At 76.0% G+C, this 20,008-nt stretch carries 18 protein-coding genes; 7 read left to right on the plus strand and 11 right to left on the minus strand.

Annotated elements, in window-relative coordinates:
- Nucleotides 1–121: 121 nt before the first annotated feature.
- From ACF1AK_RS19170 to ACF1AK_RS19180, 3 genes are all read left to right on the plus strand, one after another.
- Nucleotides 122–1,333 (plus strand): MFS transporter, encoded by a 1,212-nt coding sequence (locus tag ACF1AK_RS19170; RefSeq protein WP_391500109.1) that lies wholly within the window; start codon nt 122–124, stop codon nt 1,331–1,333.
- Between the two features lie 114 nt (nt 1,334–1,447).
- Nucleotides 1,448–2,008 (plus strand): hypothetical protein, encoded by a 561-nt coding sequence (locus ACF1AK_RS19175; protein ID WP_391499962.1) that lies wholly within the window; start codon nt 1,448–1,450, stop codon nt 2,006–2,008.
- Between the two features lie 69 nt (nt 2,009–2,077).
- Nucleotides 2,078–3,007, plus strand: coding sequence for a Gfo/Idh/MocA family protein (locus ACF1AK_RS19180; RefSeq protein ID WP_391499963.1), 930 nt, complete (start codon nt 2,078–2,080; stop codon nt 3,005–3,007).
- Nucleotides 3,008–3,014: 7 nt separating this feature from the next.
- Here the strand turns inward: ACF1AK_RS19180 and ACF1AK_RS19185 are convergent, their stop codons facing one another.
- From ACF1AK_RS19185 to ACF1AK_RS19200, 4 genes are all read right to left on the minus strand, one after another.
- Complete coding sequence (locus tag ACF1AK_RS19185) at nt 3,015–3,953, minus strand: NAD-dependent epimerase/dehydratase family protein (RefSeq protein WP_391499964.1); 939 nt, start codon at nt 3,951–3,953, stop codon at nt 3,015–3,017.
- A gap of 71 nt (nt 3,954–4,024) precedes the next feature.
- Complete coding sequence (locus ACF1AK_RS19190) at nt 4,025–4,480, minus strand: hypothetical protein (RefSeq protein WP_391499965.1); 456 nt, start codon at nt 4,478–4,480, stop codon at nt 4,025–4,027.
- A gap of 229 nt (nt 4,481–4,709) precedes the next feature.
- Nucleotides 4,710–6,077 (minus strand): M14 family metallopeptidase, encoded by a 1,368-nt coding sequence (locus ACF1AK_RS19195; RefSeq protein ID WP_391499966.1) that lies wholly within the window; start codon nt 6,075–6,077, stop codon nt 4,710–4,712.
- A 141-nt stretch (nt 6,078–6,218) separates the two neighbouring features.
- Nucleotides 6,219–7,580, minus strand: a complete 1,362-nt coding sequence (locus ACF1AK_RS19200; RefSeq protein ID WP_391499967.1) for a BTAD domain-containing putative transcriptional regulator — start codon at nt 7,578–7,580, stop codon at nt 6,219–6,221.
- 240 nt (nt 7,581–7,820) lie between these two features.
- Between ACF1AK_RS19200 and ACF1AK_RS19205 the strand changes: the two genes are divergently transcribed.
- Nucleotides 7,821–8,348, plus strand: coding sequence for a hypothetical protein (locus ACF1AK_RS19205; RefSeq protein ID WP_391499968.1), 528 nt, complete (start codon nt 7,821–7,823; stop codon nt 8,346–8,348).
- Nucleotides 8,349–8,411: 63 nt separating this feature from the next.
- On the opposite strand, the gene ACF1AK_RS19210 is transcribed toward ACF1AK_RS19205, so the two are convergent.
- The 4 genes from ACF1AK_RS19210 to ddaH all read right to left on the minus strand — a co-directional run bounded on the left by ACF1AK_RS19210 (nt 8,412) and on the right by ddaH (nt 12,923).
- Nucleotides 8,412–9,098 carry a Tat pathway signal sequence domain protein gene (locus ACF1AK_RS19210; protein ID WP_391499969.1) on the minus strand — a complete coding sequence of 229 codons (687 nt, stop codon included), beginning with the start codon at nt 9,096–9,098 and terminating at the stop codon, nt 8,412–8,414.
- Between the two features lie 147 nt (nt 9,099–9,245).
- The gene (locus ACF1AK_RS19215) at nt 9,246–10,472 is read right to left on the minus strand and encodes a hypothetical protein (protein WP_391499970.1); all 1,227 of its coding nucleotides are present in this window, start codon (nt 10,470–10,472) and stop codon (nt 9,246–9,248) included.
- Nucleotides 10,469–11,917, minus strand: a complete 1,449-nt coding sequence (locus tag ACF1AK_RS19220; RefSeq protein WP_391499971.1) for a hypothetical protein — start codon at nt 11,915–11,917, stop codon at nt 10,469–10,471. The genes ACF1AK_RS19215 and ACF1AK_RS19220 overlap by 4 nt, the downstream gene beginning before the upstream one ends.
- A gap of 187 nt (nt 11,918–12,104) precedes the next feature.
- Complete coding sequence (gene ddaH / locus ACF1AK_RS19225; RefSeq protein WP_391499972.1) at nt 12,105–12,923, minus strand: dimethylargininase; 819 nt, start codon at nt 12,921–12,923, stop codon at nt 12,105–12,107.
- Nucleotides 12,924–13,295: 372 nt separating this feature from the next.
- On the opposite strand from ddaH, the gene ACF1AK_RS19230 reads away from it, so the two are divergent.
- Entirely contained in the window at nt 13,296–14,105 is an 810-nt protein-coding gene (locus tag ACF1AK_RS19230) for a class I SAM-dependent methyltransferase (protein WP_391499973.1), read from the plus strand.
- 114 nt (nt 14,106–14,219) lie between these two features.
- Here the strand turns inward: ACF1AK_RS19230 and ACF1AK_RS19235 are convergent, their stop codons facing one another.
- A complete protein-coding gene (locus ACF1AK_RS19235) occupies nt 14,220–15,221 on the minus strand; it encodes an aldo/keto reductase (protein WP_391499974.1) in 1,002 nt (333 codons plus the stop codon).
- A gap of 147 nt (nt 15,222–15,368) precedes the next feature.
- Here ACF1AK_RS19235 and ACF1AK_RS19240 point away from each other — a divergent pair, with 147 nt between their 5' ends.
- The gene (locus ACF1AK_RS19240; protein ID WP_391499975.1) at nt 15,369–15,878 is read left to right on the plus strand and encodes a GNAT family N-acetyltransferase; all 510 of its coding nucleotides are present in this window, start codon (nt 15,369–15,371) and stop codon (nt 15,876–15,878) included.
- A 45-nt stretch (nt 15,879–15,923) separates the two neighbouring features.
- On the opposite strand, the gene ACF1AK_RS19245 is transcribed toward ACF1AK_RS19240, so the two are convergent.
- Both ACF1AK_RS19245 and ACF1AK_RS19250 read right to left on the minus strand, forming a co-directional pair.
- A complete protein-coding gene (locus ACF1AK_RS19245; RefSeq protein ID WP_391499976.1) occupies nt 15,924–16,991 on the minus strand; it encodes a hypothetical protein in 1,068 nt (355 codons plus the stop codon).
- A 75-nt stretch (nt 16,992–17,066) separates the two neighbouring features.
- A complete protein-coding gene (locus ACF1AK_RS19250) occupies nt 17,067–17,831 on the minus strand; it encodes an SOS response-associated peptidase (protein WP_391499977.1) in 765 nt (254 codons plus the stop codon).
- 573 nt (nt 17,832–18,404) lie between these two features.
- Here ACF1AK_RS19250 and ACF1AK_RS19255 point away from each other — a divergent pair.
- Nucleotides 18,405–19,991, plus strand: a complete 1,587-nt coding sequence (locus tag ACF1AK_RS19255; protein ID WP_391500110.1) for a 4-coumarate--CoA ligase family protein — start codon at nt 18,405–18,407, stop codon at nt 19,989–19,991.
- Nucleotides 19,992–20,008: the final 17 nt, after the last annotated feature.

Raw genomic sequence — 20,008 nt, forward strand, 5'->3', positions numbered from 1 at the left:
CGGCGTGCCCCGCCCCGCGGGCCGTACGGGGGGCGCCCCGGGCCCGCCGTACGGGGCGCCCGTTCGGCGCAGCCCGCCCGCCGCCGACCCGCCCCGGACCGCTCCCGGCGCCTACCGTGGGCTGGTGACCGATCGTCCTGCCGGGCGGCCGCCCGCCGCGCGCCGCCCGGGCTACCTCGGGGCCGCCGCCGCCTTCGCCGTCTGCATGGCGGGCACCACGCTGCCCACCCCGCTCTACGGCCTCTACCAGGAGGAGATCGGCTTCTCCGAGCTGATGGTCACGATCGTGTTCGCCGTCTACGCCCTCGGTGTCATCGGCGTCCTGCTGCTCGTCGGCAACGTCTCCGACGCGGTCGGGCGCCGGCCCGTCCTGCTCTGCGGACTCGGCTTCGCGGCGGCCAGCGCCGTCGCCTTCCTCGCCGAGGGCGGCCTGCCGCTGCTCTGCCTGGGCCGGCTGTTCTCCGGTCTGTCGGCCGGTCTGTTCACCGGCACCGCCACCGCCTACGTGCTGGAACTCGCCCCGCCCGGCCACCGGGGCCGGGCCGCCTTCGCCGCGACCGCCGCCAACATGGGCGGCCTGGGCTGCGGCCCGCTGCTGTCGGGCGTGCTCGCCGAGTACGCGCCGAACCCCCTCACCCTGCCGTTCGCCGTGCACCTGGTCCTGCTCGCCGCGTCGTTCGCCGTCACCTGGTTCCTGCCGGAGACCGTCGAGGGCGCCCGCCCGCTGCGCACCGCCCGCCCGCGCCGGCCGTCCTTGCCGCCGCAGGTCCGCGGCGTGTTCGTCCCGGCGGGCCTCGCCGCCTTCGCGGGCTTCTCGCTGCTGGGCGTCTTCACCTCGGTCAGCCCCGCCTTCCTCACCGAGGACCTCGACGTCCACAACCACGCCGTCACCGGCCTCGTCGTCTTCACGGCCTTCTTCGGCTCCACCCTCGGCCAGCTCCTGGTGCCCAGGCTGGGCACCGCCCGGGCCGTCCCGCTGGGCTGCCTGGTGCTCATCGCGGGGCTCGCCCTGCTGGCCTCCTCGCTCGCCTGGACCGTCCTGCCGCCGCTGGTGCTGGCCGCGCTGGTGGGCGGGGCCGGCCAGGGCATGGGCCTGCGCGGCGCGGTCGGCGAGATTGCCGCCGCCGCGCCCGCCGAACACCGCGGCGGTGCGCTCTCCGCCCTGTTCGTGGTCGCCTACTTCGGCATCTCGGTCCCGGTCATCGGCATCGGCCTGCTGGCGCAGCCCCTCGGCCTCCCCGAGGCGGGCCTGGTCTTCGCCGCCTGCATGGCCGTGCTCGCCGCCGCCTCCGGCCTCTACCTGCTGCGCCGCGCGCCGGGCACGGCCGGCTGACGGCGTGCCCGTTTTCGAGCCGGGTCGAAGGGCCTGGCCCGGCCGCCGCGTGCGCGAGGAGACTCTCCTCGGCACCAGGCCATTCGGAGAGTTGAGTTGAGGAGAGTGTCCGTCATGAGCATCACGCGTTCCCTCGTCCCCCGCGCCGGCGTCGCGCTGGGCGCCGTCCTGATGGCGACCGGGCTGCTGGGCGCTCCCGCCCAGGCCGCCGACGGCGCCCCCGCCACCCCCGCCGCGTCCGCCGCCGTCGCGGCCGTCGCGGCGCCCGCCTCCGACGCCGACCAGACGGTCATCCGGGCCACCGCCGGCCTCACCCGCGGCCAGAGCTGGTCCTCGCCCGACGGCAGCACCGTCCTGTACCAGCAGTACGACGGCCACGTCGTCCTCTACAAGAACAACGTCGCGATCTGGACCGCCGTGGGCACCTACGGGGTCGGCACCTACTTCTACGTGCAGGACGACGGCAACCTCACCGCCTACGACGCCGCCTGGCGCCCGCTCTGGGAGAGCCGCACCGGCCGCCACCCCGGCGCCTACCTCGCCATCCAGAACGGCGGGAACCTGGTCGTCTACTACGGCAGCACCCCGCTGTGGTGGTCCAACTACCGCCCCGGCACCGGCCCGATCGACCCCGACCCCGAGTGCACCCCCACCACCCACCAGCTCTGCCCGTAGGCTCCCCCCGGAAGGCCGGTGCATAGGGTGGGGGTGACAGCGCCCCACCCTAGGCACCCTGGAGATCCGATGAGCCCGACCGCTGTTCCCGACGCCCCGCTCCCGGTCGGCGTGATCGGGCTCGGTGACATCGCGCAGAAGGCGTACCTGCCGGTCCTCGCCGCGACGCCCGGCCTGGACCTGCGGCTGATGACCCGCGACGGCGCCAAGCTGGACCGGATCGGCGAGGCGTACCGCATCGCCCCGCGGCACCGCTTCACCGACCTCGCCCGGCTGGTCGACAGCGGCATCCGGGCGGCCTTCGTGCACGCGGCGACCGGCCAACACGTCCCGATCGTCGAGCAGCTGCTCACCGCCGGCGTCGACGTCTACGTCGACAAGCCGCTCGACCAGACCCTCGACGGCGCCCGCCACCTGGTCGCCCTCGCCGACCGCACCGGCCGCTCCCTGGCGGTCGGCTTCAACCGCCGCCACGCCCCCGGCTACGCCCAGGCCCTCGAACGGCCGCGCGACCTCATCGTCCTCAGGAAGTACCGCGAGGGCCTGCCCGAGACCGCGCGCACCCTCGTCTACGACGACTTCATCCACGTCGTCGACACCCTGCGCTTCCTGATCCCCGGCGAGTTCGACCACGTGGACGTCCGCGCCCGGGTGCGCGACGGCCTGGTGGAGCACGTCGTCCTCACCCTCGCCGGGGACGGCTTCACGGCCCTCGGCCTCATGAACCGCCGCTCCGGGTCGACGGAGGAGGTCCTGGAGGTCTCCGGCGCCGACTCCAAGCGCGAGGTCCACAACCTCGCCGAGGTCGTCGACCACCGCGGCCAGCCCACCGTCCGCCGCCGCGGCGACTGGGTCCCGGTCGCCCGCCAGCGCGGCATCGAGCAGGTCGTCCACGCCTTCCTCGCCGCCGTGCGCAGCGCCACCCCCCTCGACGCGCACGACGCGCTGCGCACCCACGAGCTGTGCGAACTCGTCGTCGAGCGCATCGAGGGGATCTGAGGCCGGGTCAGCCGGAGGCCGGGCGGTCGCGCCACCAGGCGGCGGTGGCGGCGAGCTGGGCGTCCAGCGGGGTGGGGCGGGTGGTGAAGGCGGCGCTCCAGGCAGTGCTGTCGAGGACGAAGGGGCGGTCGAACTGGTAGCGGGTCTCACGCAGTTCGCGCAGCAGGGGGGAGAAGAGGCCGGCCAGGGCGAGGGCGGCGGGGTGGAGGCGGCGGACGGGGACGGGGGAGACGCCGGCCTCGGCGGCGAGCAGGCCGGTCATGCGGCGGACCGGGAGGGCGGGGAGGGTCGGGGCGTGCCAGGCCCGGCCCCAGGCGCGTTCGTCGGTGGCGGCCTCGGCCAGGGCGCGGGCCACGTCGGGCAGATAGGTCCAGCTGTGCGGGGCGTCCGGATCGCCGAGGGCGGAGACCGGCCTGCCCGCCAGCAGGCGGGGCACGACGCGGGCGGCCAGATGGCCGCCGTCGGTCACGCCGGGGCCGAAGAAGTCGGAGGCGCGGACCTCGACGGCGCGGATCCGGCCCGCCTCGTGGAGGGTCCGGGCCTGCTCCCAGAGCGCGGCGCGCACCCGGCCCTTGGGGCCGCTCGCGGCGAGCGGCAGGTCCTCGGTGAGCGGGCCGTCCACCGGGCCGTAGCCGTAGAGGTTGCCGAGCATGACGAGCACGGCGCCGGTGGATTCGGCGGCCGCGCAGAGCGAGGCGTGCAGCGGCGGCCAGTCCGAGGTCCAGCGGGGCAGCGGCGGTGCGGCGCAGCTGTACAGGGCGGCGGCGCCCCGGGCGGCCTCGGCCAGCCGTCCGCGGTCGGTGGCATCGAGGGCCAGGTGCTCGATGCCGGGCTCGGCCGGGCGGCCCGAGCGGGTGACCACCCGTACCTCGTGGCCCTGGTCGGCCAGCAGGCGGGCCGTGGCCGCTCCGGCAGGTCCGTGTCCGACGATCACATGAAGGCTCATCGGCACACCTTAGGGCGCGCGGCCCGGCCCGGTGGACGGGCCGGGCCGCGGAGACGGGGCCGTCGGCGGGATCAGCAGGGGACGACGACCGAGACCGTCGCCGGGGAGGGCGGCCAACCGCCGTTGTCGACACTGAAGTTGGCGGTCACCGTGCTGCCGCAGGTCGCGGTGGTGGTGATGCTGCCGACGTAGATGCCGCCGGAGGGCACCAGGGCGCTGGTGTAGAGGGGCGGGCCCGGCGGCAGGCCGGGCGCGGAGCCGGAGATCTTGAAGCCGACGGTCTGCGGGACCCAGGCCGGGTTGGTCGGGTAGGCGTGCCCGTAGAGGCGGACCTGGAGGCCGTCCACGTCGATACAGGCGCGGGTCTGCAGCAGGCCCGGCGCGCCCGGGGTGCCGCAGGTGGTGAAGGCTCCGGGCGGACCGGCGGGGCCGGTGGTGGCGGCGACGGCGGACGGCGCGGCGGTCGCGGTCAGCGCGGCGAGGACCGCGGCGCCGGCCAGGGCGGCGGCGGTGCGACGACGGTGCATGGGCGGGTTCCCTCCCTGTTGGCGGTGCGTCCGGCGGGAGGCCGGACGCACTGTGACATGTCACATCGTTCTAGAGGGATGGTGGCACCGGGACGGGCGCCGCGGTCCGTCCGCCGGGAGGAATGACCGGACGGCGCCCGTCCGTTGGCCTGAACGATGTGTCATGTGCCCCGCACCGCACGGGTGGAGCGGCCCGCCCGGAGGGGCCGCTCCACCCGGTCGAGGGGCGTCAGGTGGTGATGCCGCAGTACTGCTGCTGCTTGCCGATCGCGCGGTAGACGCAGTCGGCCGTCTCCACCAGCCGCAGCACGGCCTCCCGGTTGCGGCTGGTCTCCCGCCCGATCACCTCGTCGGGCGGGTAGAAGCCGCTGGCGCCGTTCGGCCCCGGGTACATCTCGAAGGTGTACGCGAAGACCCGCTGCGCACCCCACAGCCAGTCGTCGATCGATCCGTCGGTGATGTAGAGGTCGCTGGACTGCTCGGGCGTGTAGTTGTTGGTGGAGGCCATCGACCGGCCGAGGGCGGCGAAGGTGTTGTACTCGTCGGCGGTCATGCCGGTGGTGGTGTCGGCGGTGGTCCAGCCGAACGGCCAGAGCACCAGCTCGCTGTAGGTGTGGAAGTCGATGGCCGCGGTGATCTGCTGCTTGCCGCCGACCACCCGGCTGCGGACGAAGTCGGCGACCACCTTGGTCTCCTTGGCGGACTCCGGCGCGCTGCCCCGGTAGGTCTCGCTGGAGGTCGAGCCGGAGGAGCCGCCGCAGCAGCCGAACTTGTAGTCCCAGTTGCGGTTGAGGTCGGTGCCGACGTAGCTGCTGCCCGGGTTCGGCTGGCGGTCCTTGCGCCAGCTGCGGTAGCGGCCGGTGGCGATGTCGTACTCGCCGCCGTCCGGGTTGAGGTCCGGGACGATCCAGATCTCCCGGCTGTTGACGGCGTTGGCGATCCGGCTGTCGGTGGCGTACTTGTCGCCGAACTCGTGCAGCAGGTAGAGCGACATCTCGACGGTGAGGTGCTCGCGGGCGTGCTGGTGGGCGGTGAACAGCACCTCGGGCTCGTTCTCGTCGGTGCCGACGTTGTCGCTGATCTTGACGGCGACGATCGGCCGGCCCTCGTAGGAGGTGCCGATCACCCGCTTGCTCATGATGTCGGGGTGTGCGGCGACGACGGCGTCGATGTCGGCCGCCGCCTCCGCGTAGTTGTGGTAGCCGGAGTCGGCGGACGGGAAGTCGTAGAGCGCCGCGCCGACGCCCGCCTGGCCCGGCTCGGCGCCGTACGGGGGGCCGGGCAGCGGGACGGGCGACCAGCCGAGCGCGCGCAGCCGGGCGGCCTCGGCGGGGGTGGCGGTGACCGTCAGCGAGCCGGGCCGGACGGCGTCGACGGAGGCGCCGGTCGCGGCGATCGCGGTGCGCTCGGCGACGGTCCGGGGGCCGTCGACACAGTACTGCCGGGCGGTGTCGGCGTCGGAGGCGGAGGCGGAGAGGGAGGCGGCGGAGTCGGGGGCCGGCTGTGCGGTGGCCCGGGCGGAGAGCGGGACGGCGAGGGCGAGGGTCAGCAGCACGGCGGTGGCCGCGACGGGCTTGCCTCGACGGGGCAGTCGCATGACTGTCCTCCTGTGGGGGTCCGTAGGGACGGAACGGTGGAGGAGGGCTGCGGCGCCGCGAGCTTGATGGTCCGTCAATGACATGCCAACGTCAAGGAGTTGGGGAAAAAGGCGACCGCAGGCGCCCGGGTGCGCGCCGGGTCAGTGCCCCGTCGCGCCCCGGCCCGCCGCCGCCCCGCAGGTCGCCAGGCTGCACCAGCGCCGTCGCCCGCCCGAGTCCAGGAACAGCCAGCCGCAGTCCGCGCTCGGGCAGCACTGGACGGTCAGCCGGCGCGGCTCGGCGAGGAGTTCGGCGGCGGACCGGGCGGCGGCGTACAGCGGCAGGCGCAGCCCGGCCGACGGCGGCAGCCGCCACTGCGCCAGGCCGTCCTCGCCCCGGGTGAACACCGCGGCCCGGCCGGCGTGCTGGACCACGGCGGCCACCTCGCCGAAGGCGGCGCCGTCCTGCGGGTCGGTCAGGCAGGCGTACAGCGCCGAGCGGAACGCCCGGGCCTCGGCGAGCACGGCCGCCGCCTCCTCCGGGCGCCGGGCGGCCTCCCGCAGCAGCGCCTCGACCAGCGGCGGCGCCGCGAGGTCCTGGTGGCCGGCCCAGACGGCGAGCGTCGAGTAGCCGCGCAGCCAGTCCGAGCCGGGCGGCGCGACCGGGGCGCCCCAGCCGGCGAAGGTGTTGCAGAACTCCAGCGCCGGGTGCCCGCCCGCGCTCCACGGCAGCCACTCCTCGCCGACCCGCACCGCGTACAGCGGGGCCGGCGGCCGGTCCAGGCGGGGGTCGGCGCGCAGCATCCGCTCGTGCAGCGCGGTCAGTTCGGCGCCCGGCTCCACGCCCAGCGTCTCCACCAGCGTGCGGCGGGTGTGCCGGTAGAGGTCGAGCGCCTCGCTCTGCCGGCCGGCCCGGTACAGCGCCGTCATCACGGCCCGCACCAGCCGCTCCCGGGGCGTCGGAAGGTCCAACTCCCCCTCGCGCAGCGGGAGGTCGGCGAGCAGCCGGTCGTGCCGGCCCATCGCCAGCAGGAGTTCCGCCCGCTGTTCCAGGGCCGACAGCCGCAGCTGGAGCAGCCGGCCGCCGAGCCGGCCGCGCAGCGCCTCGTCGGCCACGTCCGCGAGCAGCGGTCCGCGCCAGAGCGCGAGCGCCCGGTCGAGGCAGCGCAGCCGCTCGGCCGGGTCGCCGCTCGCCGAGGCGCGGGCCGTGAGGTCGAGGAACTCCCGGGCGTCGAGGCCGTGGTGGCCGGGCGCGAGGGCGTACCCGTCGTGCCGGGTGGCGATCACCACCCCGTGCGGGCGCAGCCGGGCGCGCAGCCGTCCGACGTAGGTGTGCACGGTGCCGCGCGCCGAGGCGGGCGGGCTGCCGTGCCAGAGCAGGTCGATCAGCCGTTCGGTGGCGACCACCCGGCCGTCCTCCAGCAGCAGGAGGGCGAGCAGGCACCGCTCCTGGCGGCGGGTGCCGGCCAGGACGGGCTCGCCGTGGTGGTCGGCCTCGAACGGGCCGAGCAGTCGGAACTCCATGGCGGGCCACCCTACGACGCCGTCCGCTCCCGGGGCGGCGGCAGGTGGGCGGCCGGCCCCGCTCTCCTCCGGGCCCCGGTGCCTCGCCCCCGGGACGGCGGGGTGGGAGGCGATCGCGCAGAGGCCGTCGTGCGGGCTGCGGCCGGGTCGTGATGACCCGGCCGGGGGACGGTGAGAATCCGGTCAGCGGCCGCTGCCAGGCTGGCCGCCGAACCGTCCGACGTCCCACCGGGAGACACCATGCACCGCATCCCCCTCCGCCTGGCCACCGCCGCCACCGCCGTCGCCGCCCTGGCCGCGACCCTCGCCGCCGCCCCGGCGGCCGGTGCCACCGGCCGCGGCGGCTGGGAGCCGTGGCCCTCGCCGTCCTTCGACCTGCCGGCCGGCTCCCGCTGCGACTTCCCGGTGCGCCTCGAACCCGTCGTCGACGAGGTCGAGCGGCACGTCCTGGCCGCCGACCCCGACGGCACCGTCCGCCGCGTCGCCTACCGCGGCGCCCTGGTCATGCGGCTCACCAACACCCTCACCGGCGCCCACTACGACGCCGACGCCGGGGGCCGCTCCCACGTCGACTACCGCCCCGACGGCTCCCAGACCTGGCGCGCCCACGGCCCGGTCCTGCTCGGCTTCGGCGCCGGCGCGGGCACCCTGCCCCGCGACCTCTACACCGTCGACGGCGACTACACCGTGGACATCAGCGCCACCGGCTACCGCACCCTGACCCTCCGGCACGGCTCCGCCGAACCCCTGTGCGCCAAGGTCGCCTGACCCGGCCCGGGGCCGCACCGCCGGAGGGCCCGGCCGGCGGTGCGGTGGGCCGGGCCGGGGCGGTCAGGTGATGTCGACGGCGGGGGCGCCGGGCCGGGTGGAGTCGGTGAGGGGGCCGTAGGCGGCGGAGAAGTAGCCCTCGGCGGGGCAGAGGGCGGAGCCGGCGCTCTTGGTGAAGTGGGCGTTGCGGAAGACCAGGGCGTGGGCGGTGTTGTCGGCGGTCCCGGTGAAGGCGCCGCTGAGCTGGTAGGTACAGGTGAGGGTGCCGAACCAGCTGTTGAGCACGGCCGAGGCCTGGATCGGGCCGGCCGGGCCGGGGGTGAGGGTGACCGGGTGGCCGGCGGCGGAGGCGAGCGCGAGGTCGTAGGCGAGGTTGCCGACGGTGAGGCTCCGGACCGAGGTGACGCCGGTGACGTTGGCCGTGCAGGAGCCGAAGGTCAGGCCGGTCAGGGAGGCGGTGGCGGTCCCCGGCGCGGCGGGGTTGGCCAGCACCTTCGCGGTGAACGGCGAGGTGCCGCAGAAGACGCCGGTCGAGCCGGTGGTGTCGGAGGAGAAGACGGCCCGGCTCCCGGCGGCGAGCGGCGCGAGCAGGACGTCGCCCACGGCGACGGCCGTCCCGCCGGCGGTGAGCACGGATCCGGCGGCGGGGGCGGTGGAGGGGGCCGCGGAGGGCGCCGCGGCGGCCGGGACGGCGCCGACGGCGAGGGTGGCGGCGGCCGCGGCCAGGGCAAGGCGGGGGTGCAGACGCATGGGGGTGCCTCGTTCTCGGTGGGGGTGGCGAGCGGGCGGACGTCCCGGTGGGCGGAGGAGATGGCGTCCGGCGACCGGGAGTTGACTACGTTGTAGAGCGGTGTCCGGGCACCGTCAAGGCATGGCGCGGCACGTGCTGACAATTCGTCAGCAGTGCTGCCCCTCCGCACCGGCTGCCGGCCGGCGCGCCGGGCGCTGCCCCCGTGCCGCCCGGCGGTGGCCGTCGAGGACGTCCTGGCGCAGCAGCGCGCCGAAGCCGGCGCCCTCCAGCCGCACGCCGAGCTGGGCCTCGGTGAGCCCGAGGGCGGCGGCGGCCGACGGCAGGTGCCAGTCGTGCGCGGCGAGCCGGTCCAGCAGATGGCCGCGGCGCACCTGGGGCTCGGAGAGCCGGAAGGTCTTGAGGTAGGCGGTCCGGCCGTGCTCGTCGATGATCGCCTCGCCGATGTGGTTCTCCCGGCGGGGCTTGAACTCCGGGAGGAAGCGGGCGAGGGTGAAGCGGCCGAGGCGGTGGACCGCCCGGGCGCGGTAGGCGGCGTCCAGCAGGTCGCCCGCCATGGTGCCGTCGTGGAAGGCGGCCCAGGCGCGCTCCTGCCCCTCGACGGCGGCGCGCAGGTCGGCGGTCGAGCCGATCGGTCCGGCCGCGCGCAGGTCGGCGCGGAAGTCCGGGACGGGGGCGGACAGCAGGGCGTAGTGGTGGATCAGCTCGCCGTAGAGGTCCAGCAGCAGGGTGCGGTGCAGGGCGCGGTAGTCGTCGGGGTGCGGCACCACGAAGGCGCCGGCGGGAGCGTCGGCGACGTACACCACCAGGCCGCACTGGCCGGGGTGGAGCTCGAACACCCGCAGCGCGTCGGCGAGGCCGCGCACCCGGTCGCCGGCGTAGGCCTCCTCGGCGCGCGGGGACAGCCCGTGCCGCAGGGCCCGCTCGGACCACTGCTCCCAGGCGACGGACGGGCCGCCGAAGTGCAGCGCGAGGTAGCCCTCCAGCGAGAGGTGCAGCGGCAGGAAGCGCAGCCGGGTGCGGCTCTCGCGCTTGGCGAGCCGGCGCGGCGTCCGGACCCGGATGCGCTCGGGCGGCGCGCCGGCACCGGAGGCGGTCCCGGCGGGTGCGTCGAGCCGGGTGCCGTACGCGGCCGCCGGGGTGCCGTCGCGGGTCCAGTCGGCGACGAAGCCGTGCGGGATGTAGGAGTGGTACGAGGCCCGGCGGCCCACCGGGACACCGGTGTACTCCTCCTCGTACAGCTCCTGGTGCAGCCGCAGGTCGGCGATCGGCTCCGGGCGGACCAGCGGGACCAGCCGCACGCCGCCCCACACCTGGGCGGGCCGGGTGTCCAGACCGGTGAGGTCGAGGCGGAAGCCGGGCAGGACGGCGCTCACCGGACGGTCACCTCCGGAGCGGCGGACAGGAAGCGGGCGGTGCGGGCCGCCAGATGGGCGGTCAGCTCGGCGAGGTCGGTGCGGCCCTCCGCGAAGCGGGCGAACTCGACCAGTGCCGGCAGGTCCTCGGCGTCGCGCAGCCCGGCCGTGGGCACCGTCGGGGCGAGCCTGCGGACGTCGAAGCCCTCCGCGTCGTAGACCGGGTTGAGGTGCACGACGCTGGTCCGGCGCTCCGGGTCCAGCCGGGTGCGCCAGATCCGCAGCACCTCGGCGGCCAGGCCCGGCGGGGCGTTGTCCCAGCCGTCGGAGACGATCAGCAGCCGCTGCGGCGCGGTGTCGAGCGCGTCCAGGATCCGGCGGCCGAGGGGGGTCGGACCGGACGGGCGGGCGAGCAGCGCGTCGGTGCGCCCGGAGGTCCACAGCGCGGTGTACTCGCCGGCCAGCGCCTCCAGCAGGTAGTGGCAGGCGAGCGCGGCGGCCAGCGGCCGGCGGCGCTTGACGCCCGAGCCGTACGCCGACCAGCTGTCGTCCAGCACGGCGGTGACCCGGCCCCAGCCGCCCTCGGCGGCCCCGGCCGCCCGCGCGGCCCGGCGCGCCGAGCCGCGCAGGGCCTCGGTCAGCTCCGCGCGGCGGGCGATCCGGTCGGCGGGCGGCAGGCCCAGCACGTAGGAGGCGAGCCGGGTGAGCGGCATCCGGTCGAGCTCCGCGGCGACGGCGCCGGCCCCGTGCGCCCGGGCCGACTCCTGCAGCCGCAGCCGCTCCAGGGCGGTCAGCCGGGGAGCGATGCGCTCCAGGAAGGCGGCCCGCGGGATGCCGTGCCGCCGGGCGAAGGACTCCGCGACGGTGTAGGGGAGTTCGAAGACGGCGGCCTGCTGGTGGTGGGCGCGCCGCCAGGCGTCCAGCAGCGGCGCCCGGTACTTCGCGCGCCGGGCGGGGGCGTACAGGAAGTCGCCGGTCTCCGCCTCGGCCGGGCGCAGATGGGCGTGGCGCAGCGCCCGCTTCAGCCCGGCGCGGTACTTCACGGCGTCCAGGGTCTGGTCGGGGCGCGCGGCCAGCCAGTCGCGCAGGATGGCGCGGGTGCGGCGGTTGTTGACCTTGGCGCGGCGCAGCTCGCCGAACAGCCGGTAGACCCGCTGCGGCGGCAGCAGCTCCAGCCGGCGGGCGATCAGCCGCCCCTCGGTGCGGCGCTGCTCGCCGGTGGCGTCGCGGGAGGTCTCCAGCAGCCGGCGGACGATCAGGGCGGCGTTGTGGTCGTTGATGTCCAGCGCGAGCGCGGCGGCGTACGGTCCGCGGTAGTTGACGCACATGTAGGTGTGCAGGAAGTCCAGCGAGAGCTGCTGCTCGGCCGCCCCGGTGTGGAACTCGCGCTGGCCGGTGCCGGTGATCGCGGCGTTGACGAACAGCAGCACGTCCTCGGCGGCGACCAGGTCCCCGTACGTCTCCACCGGCCCGCCCCCTCCGCACGCGTCATGTCCCGGGGCCGGCCGGGGAATGGGGGCACGAACTGCGAATCATTGCGGTAGGGGCACTATCCGGAAGTCGCACCGGAGTCCCGCGGCCGGCCGGGCGAGCGTAGCACCGGCCGGCCGCGGGAGCGCATCCGGTTTCCCCGCGGTCCGGCGGAACAGCAGGTCAGGCGGGTGCGCCGCGCAGTTCCAGGGTGCAGCACTTCACGCTGCCGCCCGCCTTGAGCAGCTCGGTGACGTCGATCCCGACCGGCTCGAAGCCGCGTGCGCGCAGCTGCGCCGCCAGCCCGGCCGCCGCCTCCGGCAGGACCACCCGCAGGCCGTCCGAGACGGCGTTGAGGCCGAAGACGGCGGCGTCCTCGTCGGAGGCGAGCACGGCGTCCGGGTACAGCGCGGCGAGGGTGGCCCGGCTCTGCGGCGAGAACGCGGCGGGGTAGTACATGATCTCGTCGTCGCCGAGCACCGCGAGCGCGGTGTCCAGGTGGTAGTAGCGCGGGTCGACCAGCTCCAGGGTCACCACCGGGCGGCCGAGCACCCGCTGCGTCTCGGCGTGCGCCCGGCGGTCGGTGCGGAAGCCCGTCCCGGCCAGGATCCGGCCGCCGACGAGCAGGTAGTCGCCCTCGCCCTCGTTGGTGTACTCGGCCTGCACCACCGCCCGGTAGCCGCGGGCGCCGAACCACTCCCGGTACGCCGCGGCCTCGTCGGCGCGCTCGCGGTGCCGGAACCGGGCCACCAGGGCGGTGCCGTCGACGACGGTGGCGCCGTTGGCCGCGAACACCATGTCGGGCAGCCCGGGGACCGGTGCGATCAGCTCGACGGTGTGGCCGAGTTCCCGGAACAGCGCGTACAGCTGCTCCCACTGGGCGAGGGCGCGGGCGGCGTCGGTCGGCTTCTCCGGCTCCATCCACGGATTGATCGAGTAGTCGACCGTGAAGTGCTCCGGACGGCACATCAGGTAGTGGCGGGGACGGGCGGTACGGGACACGGGCGGTGGTCTTCCTTCCGGCGGGGTGGTGCGGAGGGGCGGCGCGGTGCGCTCGGCGCGGTGGCGCCGGCTGCCCCGAGCGTGCCGGGCGCGGCGATCGTGGACATGGCCGCGGCGTGCACGGCCGTCGGACGCCGGAGGTCCAGCGAGGGTCGGCGGCGTCGCGGGCGTGCGGGCGTGCGGGCGGCCGGGCGGCCGGGCGATTGGACGACCGGGGCACCGGGGCACCGGGGCGCGGGACGGGGCCGGTTCCGGGGCGGGCGGCCCGTGGGGGCGAGGCGACACGCGGGCAGGAACGTGCCTGCACCGGCGCCGCACCGCGCCGGGGTGCACTGGCCCGGCGGAGCACGCCGTCGAGGAGGAGGTCGTCGCATGGGGACGGAGACGGGGACGAAGGCGCCCGGAGCCGGTCCGGTCCGGGTGCTGGACGTCACCGGCGCGGAGTACCGCCGGGCGTTCGAGCTGTTCCTCGCCGGCACCGACGAGAAGCCGCTCACCCACGCCCGGCTGGGCGAGGTGGTCGCCGGGCTGGACCGCCGCCGGATGCTGCTGGACGTGGGCGCGGGGGAGGGACGGACCACCGCCTACCTGGCACGGCACTTCGAGCGGACGGTGGCCGTCGAGCCCAGCGCGGCCATGCGCGAGAAGCTGCGGCTGGCCTGCCCCGAGGCGCTCGTCCTGCCCGAACCGGTGGACACGGCCGAGCCGCCCGGCCCGGCGGACCTGGTCCACCTCTCGCACGTGCTGTACTACGTGCCGCCGGCCGACTGGCTGCGCACCGTGCGCCGGGTGCTGGACTGGGTGGCGCCCGGCGGGACGCTGCTGGTGGTGCTGCAGAACCCGGAGAGCCCGTGCATGCGGATGGCCGCGCACTTCACGGGCGTGCGCTACGACCTGCGGCCGCTGGCCGGGCAGCTGGCCGCCCCGGGGCCGGACCGGGCGGCCCCGCAGGTCACCTGCGCGCTCGAAGCCCTCGACCTGCACTACCGGACCGACCGGCTGGACGAGGCGGTGGACGTCGCCGAGTTCATGATCAACGTGGCCGACCTGGCCACCGTGGACCCGCTGCCCGAGCGCGCGGAGCTGGCCGCGTACGTCGAGCGCCACTTCGCCCGGCCGGACGGCGGCTACGCCATCGGGCACACCCAGGACATGCTGACGGTCCGCCGGTCGCCGCGCTGACGCGGGCCGGTCACGGGGGCGGGTGCGCCCCTGCCCCGTGCCCGGTCCTGCCCCGGTGCGGCCCGCCCCGGCACGGCCCGCGCAGTCCAGTCCGGTCCGGTCCGGTCCGGGCGATCAGGCCCAGGGCAGGGCGGCGCGGGTGCGCCAGTACTCCCCGGCCGGCTCGGCGAGCACGGCGAGTCCGGCCGACGCGTCGGCGTCCACGGCGAGCCCGACGGCCTCCAGGTTGGAGGCCAGCTGGGCGGTGGTGGCCGCGCCGGAGAGCACCACGTCCGCCCAGGGCTGCGCGGCGACGGCGGCCAGCGCGAGGGCGTCGCAGGTCGCGCCGGTGCGGGCCGCGAGCGCCCGCAGCGCGGCGGTGTCCGGGCCGGTGGCGTTGCGGTCGGCGAGCCGGCCGTTGGCCATGCCCTCCTTGACCACCACCCGCCACCCGGCCTCGTGGGCCTCGGCGAGGGCCGGCCCCGCCGAGGGCTCCAGCAGGTTCCAGGTGGACTGCACGGCGGCGAACAGCGGCCGCCCGTCGACCGTCACCTCCAGGGCCGCCCGCACCGTCGCGGCCTGCTCGGGCCCGCTGGTGGACAGTCCCACCCGGACGCCCTCGGCGGCCAGCGCGGCGAGCCGGGCGTGCAGCGCGGGATCGGTGAGCGCGGGGCTGTCCGGCGTGACCGAGTGCACCAGGTAGATGTCCGGCAGCCCGCCGAGCAGCGCCCGGGTCTCCTCCAGCTGGCGGTCGAACACCTCCGTCGAGTGCTCCTTGACCTCGTGCACCGGTACGCCGGAGACCCGCCAGCCGGCGGTGTAGGTGTAGCCCCACTTGCTGCCGACCGTCACCTCCGCGGCCTCGCGCGGGCGGGCGGCGAGCCAGGCGCCGAGGAACTCCTCCGCGCGCCCGTAGGAGCGGGCGGTGTCGACGTAGCGCACGCCGGCCGCGAAGGCGGCGTCGAGCAGCGCGTGGGTGCGCTCGCGCAGGGCGTCGGCGGTGCGCTCGGCGGGCAGGTCGAGGTCGCGGCCGAGGGTGATGTACCCCGGCCGGCCGACGGCCGCGGTGCCCAGCCCGAACCGTGCGATCGACGGTCCGGGGGCTTCGGCGGCTCCGGCGGCGGGGGCGGTCGGCACGGTCGGGATCCTTGGGTGGCGGGGGCGTGCGGGCGGGGCGCGCAGGCGGTGCGTGCCCGCCCCTTTTGTACCCTGCCGAAGCCCGAGAGGCGTGACCTATGTTGGTGAGTCGTTGCAGTGATGTGTCCACAACAGGGAGATACGGTGATGACGTACCGGATCGAACGGATCGGCCTGGAGGACTGGGAGCGCCTTCGTGAGGTGCGCCTCGCTCAACTGCTCGATGCCCCGAAGGCGTTCCTGGAGACGTACGAGACGGCCCTCGCCCACGACGACGCGGAGTGGAAGGACCGGGTGCGCCGGGTGAACGAGCCCGGCAGCGTCGGCCTGGTCGCGGTCACCGGGACGCCGGGGGAGTGGGTCGGGACGATGGTCGGCCTCACGCCCGCGCCCGGGACGGTGCTGCTGCTCGGCGTCTGGGTCGCCCCGGAGCACCGCGGCCGCGGGCGCGGGGTGACGGACGCGCTGCTGGACGCCGTTCTGGCCTGGGCCCGCGACGAGGCCGGGGCGCAGCACGTGGTGCTCACCGTGCACGAGGACAACGCCCGCGCCATCGCCTACTACCAGCGCCGCGGCTTCGCCTTCACCGGCGGCGAGAAGCCGTACCCGCTCGACCCGGCCGCCCGCGAGCTGGAGATGGTCCTCCCGCTGGCCTGACCCGGCCGGGCTCGCCTCTCGGCCGTGCTCACCTCTCCACCGTGCTCACCTCCCGGCCACGCTCCAGCGGTTGAGCGTCCCGTCGGCGTCGTCGTAGGTCAGCCAGGTGCCGTCCCCGAGCGGGCGCGCGTAGCTGTCGACGGGGCCGCCGGGATAGCCGACCGTGCCGCGGATCTCCAGGGTGCGGGCGTCCAGCAGCCAGTGCCGTCCGAGCTCCGGATCGCCGTCGGCGTCGATCGTCGAGGCGAGGACGGTGTCGGCGTCGACGAAGCCGCAGTCGTGGTCCCAGCAGGGCGGGTCCTCGTCCTCGCCCTGCTGGGGCTCGCGCCGGGCGAGCACGGTGCCGTCCAGCGCGTGCAACTGGAGGTCCTCGCCGCCGTGCTCCACCGTCAGGAAGCCCGGGTGGCCGGGGTGGACGTCGGCCAGGATGCGGTCCAGGCCCCGGTCGACGCCCCAGCTGCTGAGCTCGGCGCCGTCCCAGCGCGCCCAGTGGAGCAGGACGCCGTCCTGGCCCATGCCGATGCTGAGGCCGATGTGCGCGCCGTCCGGGTGGGCGAGCTGGCGCGAGCCCGCGCTGTCCGGGTGCTTGAGCGGAAGCCGGGCCAACTCCCGGCCGTCCCGGGCGTCCAGGACGGCCCAGTGCTCCCCGCGGTGCTGCGCCGCCGACACGGAGGCGACGTGCGCCCAGACGAGGCGGCCGTCGTCGGAGACCCGGCACGAGCCGCTCACCGGTCCGTCGCACCCCTGCTGTCCGTCGGCGCCGTGCGGACGGCTCTGTCCGCACCCCCAGCACCCGTGCGGGTACTCCCACCGCGTCGTCCCGTCCTGCGCCACGGCCCGGACGGCGCGCGGGCCGGCGAACACCGCGAACTCGCCGTCGGGGCTCACCGACCGGCCGCCGTGCTGCCCGCCCGGCCGGGGCAGCGGGAAGACGGCGGCGGGTGCGCGCTCCCCGGCGAGGAGCTCGTCCAGCTCGTGGACCTCCAGCCCGTGCCCGCGCCGGAGCAGTGCGCGGTGCGAGCCGTCCCCGCGCCGCTCCAGGGCGAAGCCGCTGACCAGGGCGGCGCCACCCGGCAGTTGCACCGAGGCGCGCAGGTGTGCGGTGATCGACATGCCCCGAAACGTAGCGCACGGCACTGACAACCAGCCCGTCCGCCGGCGTACGAGGAGGAGGCGGCCCCCGCCGGCTCAGGTGTAGTGGCCCCCGGTGACCTCCGGCAGCGGGTCCTCGACGGGGTCCAGCAGGTGCGGGCCGTCGTTGCGGACGCTGTTGACCGTGGTGGCCACCGGCCGCACCAGCAGTTCGCCGGCCGGGGCGTGCAGCAGGCCGCGCACCTCGCCGGGGTCGGTGGTGGCGGGGTCCAGCCAGGCGTCCAGGGCGTCGGGGGCGAGGGTGACCGGCATCCGGTCGTGGATCCGCCCGGCGGCGTCCGTGGCCGCGGTGGTCAGCACGGTGCAGGTGACCAGCCACGCGGCCGGGTCGTCGTCGTGCTCCACCGAGCGGTCGCGCCAGAACTCGTACAGCCCGGCCATGAGCAGCAGTCCGCCGTCGGGCCGGTGCAGGTAGTACGGCTGCTTGTACGCCTTGCGCCCGTCGGCCGCCGGGACCGTCCGCCACTCGAAGTACCCGTCCGCCGGGACGACGCACCGCCGTTCCTTGAACGCCTTGCGGAACGCGGGCTTCTCGTGCGCGGTCTCCACCCGGGCGTTGATCATCCGCGCCCCGGAGCCCGGGCCCTTGGCCCAGGACGGCACCAGCCCCCACCGCAGCGACCGCACCTGCCGGGTGAGCTCCCCGGTCTCGCGGTCGACCCGTTCCAGCACGCTCGCCACCGGATCCGTCGGCGCCACGTTCCAGGACGGCGCCAACGCCTCCGCCACCGGCCACACGGTGGCGCGCAGCAGGTCGGCCAGATCGGACGGGGTGGTGGTGGAGACGAAGCGACCGCACATGCGCCCCATCCTGCCCGCCCGCCCCGCCGCCCGTCACGCACCTCACGGAACCTGCGGGCACGGCGGAGGAAGGACGGCGTCGAGCACGTGCACGGGAGACACCTGGTCCAGGACGGCCCGCGGCAGGCACCGCCGTTGGTGCCCGTCCCCGGATCGGGGGCCCGGAGCGGCTTCTGGAGGCCGGTGGTGCCGGCACCCGCCGGACCGAGGACGGCGAGGAACCGGCTCCCGACCGGCACGCGGGTGCCGGGACACGGCAGCGCCCGTGAGCGAATCCTGCCGGAGTCCCGCGGAACCCCGACGGCCGCTCCGACCTCGAACGGATCGTCGCATCATCGTTCTGACATCTGACCGGGTCCCCCGGCCGGGGACCTCACCGACCCCTCCCCACCTCGGAATTCGCCAGCCCGCGCCACCCCTGCGCCCCGCGCGCTCCGCCAAACGTCCGTCACTGGGGCGCACCGGGCGCCCACTGTCCGTATGCTCCTGTCCCGCACGCCGCACGGCCGGTCGCCACGACCTCCAGCCGGCCGTCCCGCCCCGCGCCAACAACCGCACAGGAGGCACGCCTTGGTGTTCCACAGCGAGTTCCCGGACGTCGGCATCGTCGACCTCGCCCTGCACGACGCCGTCCTCGGCGAGGCCGAGCGCCACGGCGACCGGCCCGCCCTGATCGACGGGATCACCGGCGAGACCGTCAGCTATGCGCAACTCGCCCATGCCGTCCAGCGGGTGGCCGCCGGCCTCGCCGAGGCGGGCGTCCGGCAGGGGGACGTGGCGGCCCTGTTCAGCCCCAACAGCATCCGCTACCCGATGGCCTTCTTCGGCGCGACCCGGGCCGGCGCCACCGTCACCCCGGTGCCCTCGCTCACCACCGCGGCCGAACTCGCCGGCCAGCTCGCCGACAGCGGCGCCCGCTGGCTGATCACCGTCTCGCCGTTCCTGCCCACCGCCCGCGCCGCCGCCGACAAGCTCGCCGCCGAGGGCCGCCCGCTCGCCGGGACCGTCGTCCTGGACGGCGCCGAGGGCCACCTCTCGCTCGCCGACCTGCTCGCCGCCACCGGCCCCGCGCCCGAGATCGCGCTCGACCCGGCCGAGGCCATCGCCGTGCTGCCCTACTCCAGCGGCACCACCGGGCTGCCCAAGGGCGTGATGCTCACCCACCGCTCGATCGCCACCAACCTGGCCCAGACCGACGCCGTCTTCCGCCCCAAGCCCGGCGAGCGCGTCCTCGCCGTGCTGCCCTTCTTCCACATCTACGGTCTGGCCGCGCTGCTCCACCAGCCCCTGCGCTGCGGCGCCACCGTCGTCGTGCTGCCCCGCTTCGACCTGGAGCAGTTCTGCCGCACCGTCCAGGACCAGCGGGTGCAGTCCGTGCTCGCGGCCCCCCCGATCGTCCTCGCCCTCGCCAAGCACCCGGTCGTCGAGCAGTACGACCTCTCCTCGGTGGAGTACCTGCTGTGCGCCGCCGCCCCGCTGGACCCCGAACTCGCCGAGGCCTGCGCCCGCCGGCTCGGCCTGCCGCACATCCTCCAGGGCTACGGCATGACCGAGCTCTCCCCGGTCAGCCATGTGATGGACCCCACCGACCCGGACCCCTCCCCGGGCTCGGTCGGCCGGATGGTGCCCTCCACCGAGCTGCGGGTCACCGCCCTCGACGGCACCGGCGGCGACCTCGGCCCCGGCGAGCGCGGAGAACTGCTGATCCGCGGGCCGCAGGTGATGAAGGGCTACTTCGGCCGCCCCTCCGACACCGCCGCCATCGTCGACGCCGACGGCTGGCTGCACACCGGCGACATCGGCTTCGTCGACGAGCGCGGCTACCTGCACATCGTCGACCGGGTCAAGGAACTGATCAAGTACAAGGGCTACCAGGTCGCCCCCGCCGAGCTGGAGGCGCTGCTGCTCAGCCACCCGCAGATCGCCGACGCCGCCGTGATCGGGGTCTGCGACGCCGAGGGCACCGAGTGCCCCAAGGCCTTCGTGGTCCGCGCCCCGGGCAGCGCGCTGACCGAGCAGGAGGTCGCCGCCTTCGTGGCCGGCCAGGTCGCGCCGTACAAGAAGGTACGTGCGGTGGAGTTCCTGGACGCCGTCCCGAAGTCCCCGGCGGGCAAGATCCTCCGCCGCGAGCTGCGCGAGCGCGAGGCCGCCGCCCGCTGAACCGGCCGCCGCCGTCC

It is taken from the genome of Kitasatospora sp. NPDC015120, assembly GCF_043080305.1.
Classification (GTDB): domain Bacteria; phylum Actinomycetota; class Actinomycetes; order Streptomycetales; family Streptomycetaceae; genus Kitasatospora.